The sequence below is a fragment of the Cellulomonas pasadenensis genome (genome assembly GCF_047229365.1).
Taxonomy (GTDB): domain Bacteria; phylum Actinomycetota; class Actinomycetes; order Actinomycetales; family Cellulomonadaceae; genus Cellulomonas.
In genome coordinates, this window is sequence record NZ_JBFTEP010000178.1 from 1 (window position 1) to 5,899 (window position 5,899).

Below are 5,899 nucleotides of genomic sequence, written 5' to 3' on the forward strand. Positions count from 1 at the left end.
CTGGAGCGCGCGGATGCGCCGCGGGAGCTCGTCCGGGTCCGCGCCCGGGTGCGGCGCCCAAGCCGGCCCCGCGGCCCGGTCCGCGCGGTGCGGCGTCGGGCGACGACGCGAGCTGACCCACCCGGCGCGTCCGCCAGGACGCCCGCTGACCCCGAGTCGCACGACCGTGCGATGCGAACGACAAGGAGAGACGGCAGCCATGCCGAAGAACAAGACGCACTCCGGTGCCAAGAAGCGGTTCCGGGTCACCGGCACCGGCAAGGTCATGCGCGAGCAGGCCGGCGGCCGTCACCTGCTGGAGCACAAGTCGAGCCGTCGCACCCGCCGCATCGCCGGTGACGTCGTCGTCTCGCCCGCCGACACCCCGAAGATCAAGAAGCTGCTCGGCCGCTGACCCCGGCGGCGCCCACGAGGCGCCGCGGGGAGCGTCCGGCCCCGGACCCCAAGCAAGGAGCATCACGTGGCACGCGTGAAGCGGGCGGTCAACGCCCAGAAGAAGCGCCGCTCGACCCTCGAGAAGGCCAGCGGCTACCGCGGTCAGCGGTCGCGCCTGTACCGCAAGGCGAAGGAGCAGGTCACCCACTCCCTCGTCTACGCCTACCGCGACCGCAAGGCGCGCAAGGGCGACTTCCGCAAGCTGTGGATCCAGCGCATCAACGCGGCGTCGCGCGAGAACGGCCTGACCTACAACCGCCTCATCCAGGGCCTCAAGGCCGCGGGTGTCGAGGTCGACCGTCGCGTCCTGGCCGACCTGGCCGTCAACGACGCCGCCGCCTTCGCCGCCCTCGTGCAGGTCGCCAAGGACGCCCTCCCCGAGGACGTCAACGCGCCGGCCGCCGCCTGAGGCGCCGCACCGCTCGCACCGCCCCCGTCGCCCCCGTGGCGCCGGGGGCGGTGCTGTCTCCCCGGCAGCCACGCGTGTGCGGGTCTGCGGCGGCCGTGCACGTCCCGGCCGTGCGTCCCGACCGCACGCGGCGAGGCACCACAATGGTCCCGATGTCCGACGAGACCCTGACCAACCCGCGCGCCGAGCGCGTCAAGCAGGTCCGCGCGCTCGCGCAGCGATCGGTGCGGCGCCGCGCCGGCGCGTTCCTCGTTGAGGGGCCGCAGTCGGTGCGCGAGGCCGTCGCCGAGGTGCCCGCACGGGTCCGCGAGCTGTACGTCGGCCCCGACGCCGGCGTCCGGTACGCGGACCTCGTGGACGCCGCCCGCGGCGCCGGCGTCCGCGTGCGCACCGGCACGGCCGACGTCCTCGACGCCATGAGCCCGGACGCGCAGCAGCTCGTCGCGGTCGTGGAGGCCGTCGTCCCGGCGCGCGCGGACGTCCTCGCGCGCGGACCGCGGCTCGTCGCCGTGCTCGCACAGGTACGCGACCCGGGGAACGCGGGCACGGTCGTCCGCGCGGCCGACGCCGCCGGCGCCGACGGCGTCGTGCTGACCGGCGCCAGCGTCGACCTGCACAACCCGAAGGTCGTGCGCTCCGCCGCCGGCTCCCTGTTCCACCTGCCCGTCGCGACCGGGGGCGAGCTGGCGGAGGTGGTCGCGGACCTGCACGCGGCGGGGCTCGCCGTCCTGGCCGCGGACGGCCGCGGCGAGCACGACCTCGACGGCCTGCTCGACGTCGCCGGCCGCGCACCCGCCGGCGTGCCGGACCTGGCCGCGCCGACGGCGTGGGTGTTCGGCAACGAGGCGTGGGGGATGAGCGACGCGGACCGGGCGCTCGCCGACGCCGTCGTCCGGGTGCCGATCCGGGGCCGCGCCGAGTCGCTGAACCTCGCGACGGCCGCGGCCGTGTGCCTGTTCGCGTCGGCCCGCGCCCAGCGCTGAGGTGCGCGCAGGGCGTCCGGGCGCAGGCGTCCCGACCGACCTGGCAGGCTGACCGCATGCGTCTGTTCGCCGCGGTGTGGCCCCCGACCGACGTCCTCGACCACCTCGACCTCGCGCTCGCCGCCGTACGGCCCCGCGGCCCCGGCGGCGACGAGGCGGTGCGCTGGACGGCCCGCGAGGCCTGGCACCTCACGGCCGCCTTCTACGGCTCGGTGCCCGACGCGCTCGCCGACGACCTCGCGACGGGCCTGGACGACCTGGCGGCCGGCACGGCGCCGTTCGAGCTGGCGCTGCGCGGGGCCGGGGTGTTCGCGCACCGGACCCTGTGGGTCGGTACGGGCGGCGACGTGGAGGCGATGACGCGGCTCGCGGCGGGGGCGCGGGCCGTCGGGGACGCGGTCGGCGCCCGGCCGGACGAGCGGGCGCGCAACCGGCCGCACCTGACCGTCGGCCGCGCGCGGCCGGGGTCACGCCCGCCGCATCGGCGCGGGCAGGTGCGCGGCGGCCGCGGGCCGGGCGAGCGGGCGCCCGACGTGCTCCCGCAGGACCCGGTCGACGCGGTCGCGCAGGCGCTCGCGGTGTACGACGGTCCGGCGTGGTGGGTGCACGCGATCACGCTCGTCGAGTCGCGTCCCGGCGAGGGGCGCGGCGGCGGCCCGCTGTACACGACGGTCCGCGAGCACGCCCTCGGCGGGTGACCCGCGGCGACGGCGTCGGGAGCCGCTGTCGGACGAGCCGCGGCGGGAGGCCCCGACGTGGCACGATGGCGGACATGTCCTCGACCCGCACGCGTGCCGCCGGCCGCCCGGCCGTCCCGCGGGGTCGTCGATTTCCCGGGCCCGTCCCCGGGTCGCGCGGCTGACGCCGCGCCCACGGTGGTCGTCGAGGCGCTGACGCGCGGACGCCGCCCCCGGCCCCGGGACGGGCGCCACTAGACTGCCCGACCGGTCGTCCCGTGCCCGCAGCGGCCCGGTGCGACCGCCGGCCCCCTCGCCCCGCGCGGGTGGAGGCCGCCCGGAACCGTCCTGGAAGGTCCTGATGACCGACACACCCCTGTCCCCGCTGGACGCCGAGGGCGTCGCCGCCGCGGTCGACGCCGCGCTCGCCGACGTCGCCGCCGCCGGCGACCTCGACGCCCTCAAGGCCGCGCGCCTCGCCCACACGGGCGAGCAGAGCGCGCTCGCGCGCGCGAACCGCGCGATCGGCGGCCTGCCCGGTGCCGACAAGGCGACCGCCGGCAAGCTGCTCGGTCAGGCCCGCGGCCGCGTCAACGCCGCGGTCGCCGCCCGCACGACCGAGCTGGAGGCGGAGCGCGACGCCCGCGTGCTCGTCGAGGAGGCGGTCGACGTCACGCTGCCGGCCGACCGTCGGCCCGCGGGTGCGCGGCACCCGCTGACGACGCTGTCCGAGCGCATCGCCGACGTCTTCGTCGCGATGGGCTGGGAGATCGCCGAGGGTCCCGAGCTCGAGGCCGAGTGGTTCAACTTCGACGCGCTCAACTTCGGTGTCGACCACCCCGCGCGCCAGATGCAGGACACGTTCTTCGTGGCGCCGCAGGACCCGGACGTGCCCGCGGACGCGTCCGGCCTCGTGCTGCGCACGCACACGTCGCCGGTGCAGGCGCGGACCCTGCTGGAGCGGGGCGTTCCCGTGTACATCGCGTGCCCCGGCAAGGTGTTCCGCACGGACGCGCTCGACGCGACGCACACGCCGGTGTTCCACCAGGTCGAGGGCCTCGCGATCGACGAGGGCCTGACGATGGCGCACCTCAAGGGGACGCTCGACCACTTCGCGCGGGCGATGTTCGGGCCGGAGGCGCGCACGCGCCTGCGGCCGTCGTTCTTCCCGTTCACGGAGCCGAGCGCGGAGATGGACCTGTGGTTCCCCCAGAAGAAGGGCGGACCCGGCTGGATCGAGTGGGGAGGGTGCGGGATGGTCAACCCGAACGTGCTGCGCGCCTGCGGCGTCGACCCGGAGCGCTACTCCGGGTTCGCGTTCGGCATGGGCATCGAGCGCACGCTCATGCTGCGCCACGGCATCGCGGACATGCGCGACATGGTCGAGGGCGACGTCCGCTTCTCCACGCAGTTCCGGGCGGTGGTCTGAGATGCCGCGCATCCCGCTGGGCTGGCTGGGTGAGCACGTCGCCCTGCCCGCCGGCCTCACCGCCGAGCAGCTCGCCGCCGACCTGGTGCGCGTCGGGCTCGAGGAGGAGGCCGTCCACACGTCGGGCGTCACCGGGCCCGTCGTCGTCGGGCAGGTCGTCGACCTGACGCCCGAGCCGCAGAAGAACGGCAAGACGATCAACTGGTGCCACGTCGACGTCGGCGCGCACAACGACCTCGACGCGGACGGCGAGCCGACGGTCCCGCGCGGCATCGTCTGCGGCGCGCACAACTTCGCCGCGGGCGACCGCGTCGTCGTCGCGCTGCCCGGCGCCGTCCTGCCCGGGCCGTTCCCCATCTCGGCGCGCAAGACGTACGGGCACGTGTCCGACGGCATGATCTGCTCCGCGCGCGAGCTGGGCCTCGGCGAGGACCACGAGGGCATCATCGTGCTCGAGCGCCTCGGGTACGGCGCGGACGTCACCGCCCCCGGCACCGACGCCCTCGCCCTGCTGGGCCTGGGCGAGGAGGTCCTCGAGATCAACGTGACCCCGGACCGGGGCTACTGCTTCTCGATGCGGGGCGTCGCCCGCGAGTACGGCCACTCCACCGGCGCGGCCTTCACCGACCCGGGCCTGCCGACGGGCGACGACGAGGCCGTGCGCCCCGCCGGGTTCGCGGTCGAGGTGGACGACGCCCGTCCCGTGCACGGCGTGCCGGGCGCGGACCGCTTCGTCGCGCAGGTCGTGCGGGGCGTCGCCGCGCACGGCCCGTCGCCGGCGTGGATGCAGCAGCGCCTCACGCGAGCCGGCATGCGTCCGATCAGCCTCGCGGTCGACGTGACGAACTACGTGATGCTCGACCTCGGCCAGCCGATGCACGCCTACGACCTCGCGACGCTCACCGCGCCCGTCGTCGTGCGGCGCGCCGAGCCGGGGGAGCGGCTGACCACGCTCGACGGCACGGACCGTGCGCTCGACCCCGAGGACCTGCTCGTCACCGACTCGGCCGGGGGCCGCGGCGCGCGCGTCCTCGGCATCGCCGGCGTCATGGGGGGCGCGGAGACCGAGGTCGGCGAGGGCACCACGGACCTGCTGCTCGAGGCGGCGCACTTCGACCCGGTGTCGGTCGCCCGCTCGTCGCGGCGGCACCGCCTGTCGTCCGAGGCGTCCAAGCGGTTCGAGCGGGGCGTCGACCCCCGGCTGCCGCGCGTCGCCGCGGCCCGGGCCGCCGCGCTGCTCGTGCAGCACGGCGGCGGCACCGTCGAGGACGCGCTGACGGACGTCGACACGACCACGCCGCCGGCGCCCGTCACGTTCGACCCGACGCATCCGGCGCGGCTCGTCGGCGTGCCGTACACGGCCGACGAGGTGCGCACCACGCTCGAGGCGATCGGGTGCACGGTCGAGGTGCCGGCCGGCGACCTGTCCGGCGAGGACGGGGCCCGCGTCTCGTGGACGGTCCACGTGCCGACGTGGCGGCCGGACCTGCAGACGGGTGTCGACCTGGTCGAGGAGGTCGCGCGCCTGCGCGGCTACGACGCGATCCCCTCCGTCGTCCCGCCGGCGCCCACGGGCCGCGGGCTGACGCGCGGCCAGCGCGCGCGCCGGGCGGTCGCGGACGCGCTCGCCGCGGCCGGTCCCGTCGAGGTGCTGAGCTACCCGTTCGTCGGGACGGCGCAGGTCGAGGCGCTCGGGCTGCCCGCCGACGACGAGCGCCGCCGGGCCGTGCGGCTGGTCAACCCGCTCGCCGACTCCGAGCCGCTGATGCGCACCGACCTGCTGGTCACGCTGCTGGACACCGCCCGGCGCAACGTCAGCCGGGGCACGGCCGACCTCGCGGTGTTCGAGGTCGGGCTCGTGACGCTGCCCGTCGCGGGGCCCGGCGTCGCGCCGCGGCTGCCCGGCGGGGCGCGTCCGTCCGACGGCGAGCTGGCGGCCATCGAGGCGGCCGTGCCGCCGCAGCCG

Annotated in this window: 6 protein-coding genes; all 6 read left to right on the forward strand. The window is 76.8% G+C overall.

Annotated elements, in window-relative coordinates; genetic code table 11:
- The first annotated feature begins 199 nt into the window (after positions 1-199).
- A complete protein-coding gene (gene rpmI, locus AB6N23_RS16835; protein WP_046528208.1) occupies positions 200-394 on the forward strand; it encodes a 50S ribosomal protein L35 in 195 nt (64 codons plus the stop codon).
- 66 nt (positions 395-460) lie between these two features.
- Entirely contained in the window at positions 461-844 is a 384-nt protein-coding gene (rplT, locus tag AB6N23_RS16840) for a 50S ribosomal protein L20 (protein ID WP_136520305.1), read from the forward strand.
- Between the two features lie 152 nt (positions 845-996).
- On the forward strand, positions 997-1,827 hold the full coding sequence (locus AB6N23_RS16845; RefSeq protein WP_412867139.1) for a TrmH family RNA methyltransferase: 831 nt from the start codon (positions 997-999) through the stop codon (positions 1,825-1,827).
- A 56-nt stretch (positions 1,828-1,883) separates the two neighbouring features.
- Positions 1,884-2,525, forward strand: a complete 642-nt coding sequence (thpR, locus tag AB6N23_RS16850) for an RNA 2',3'-cyclic phosphodiesterase (protein WP_412867140.1) — start codon at positions 1,884-1,886, stop codon at positions 2,523-2,525.
- A 340-nt stretch (positions 2,526-2,865) separates the two neighbouring features.
- On the forward strand, positions 2,866-3,933 hold the full coding sequence (gene pheS / locus AB6N23_RS16855) for a phenylalanine--tRNA ligase subunit alpha (protein WP_412867141.1): 1,068 nt from the start codon (positions 2,866-2,868) through the stop codon (positions 3,931-3,933).
- Between the two features lies 1 nt (position 3,934).
- The coding region (pheT, locus tag AB6N23_RS16860) for a phenylalanine--tRNA ligase subunit beta (RefSeq protein WP_412867142.1) at positions 3,935-5,899 on the forward strand (1,965 nt) is incomplete at its 3' end.

Bases quoted from the DNA above. Each gene is read 5' to 3' on its own strand.
- rpmI (WP_046528208.1), top strand. From the start codon at position 200: ATGCCGAAGAACAAGACGCACTCCGGTGCCAAGAAGCGGTTCCGGGTC.
- AB6N23_RS16845 (WP_412867139.1), top strand. From the start codon at position 997: ATGTCCGACGAGACCCTGACCAACCCGCGCGCCGAGCGCGTCAAGCAG.
- thpR (WP_412867140.1), top strand. From the start codon at position 1,884: ATGCGTCTGTTCGCCGCGGTGTGGCCCCCGACCGACGTCCTCGACCAC.
- pheS (WP_412867141.1), top strand. From the start codon at position 2,866: ATGACCGACACACCCCTGTCCCCGCTGGACGCCGAGGGCGTCGCCGCC.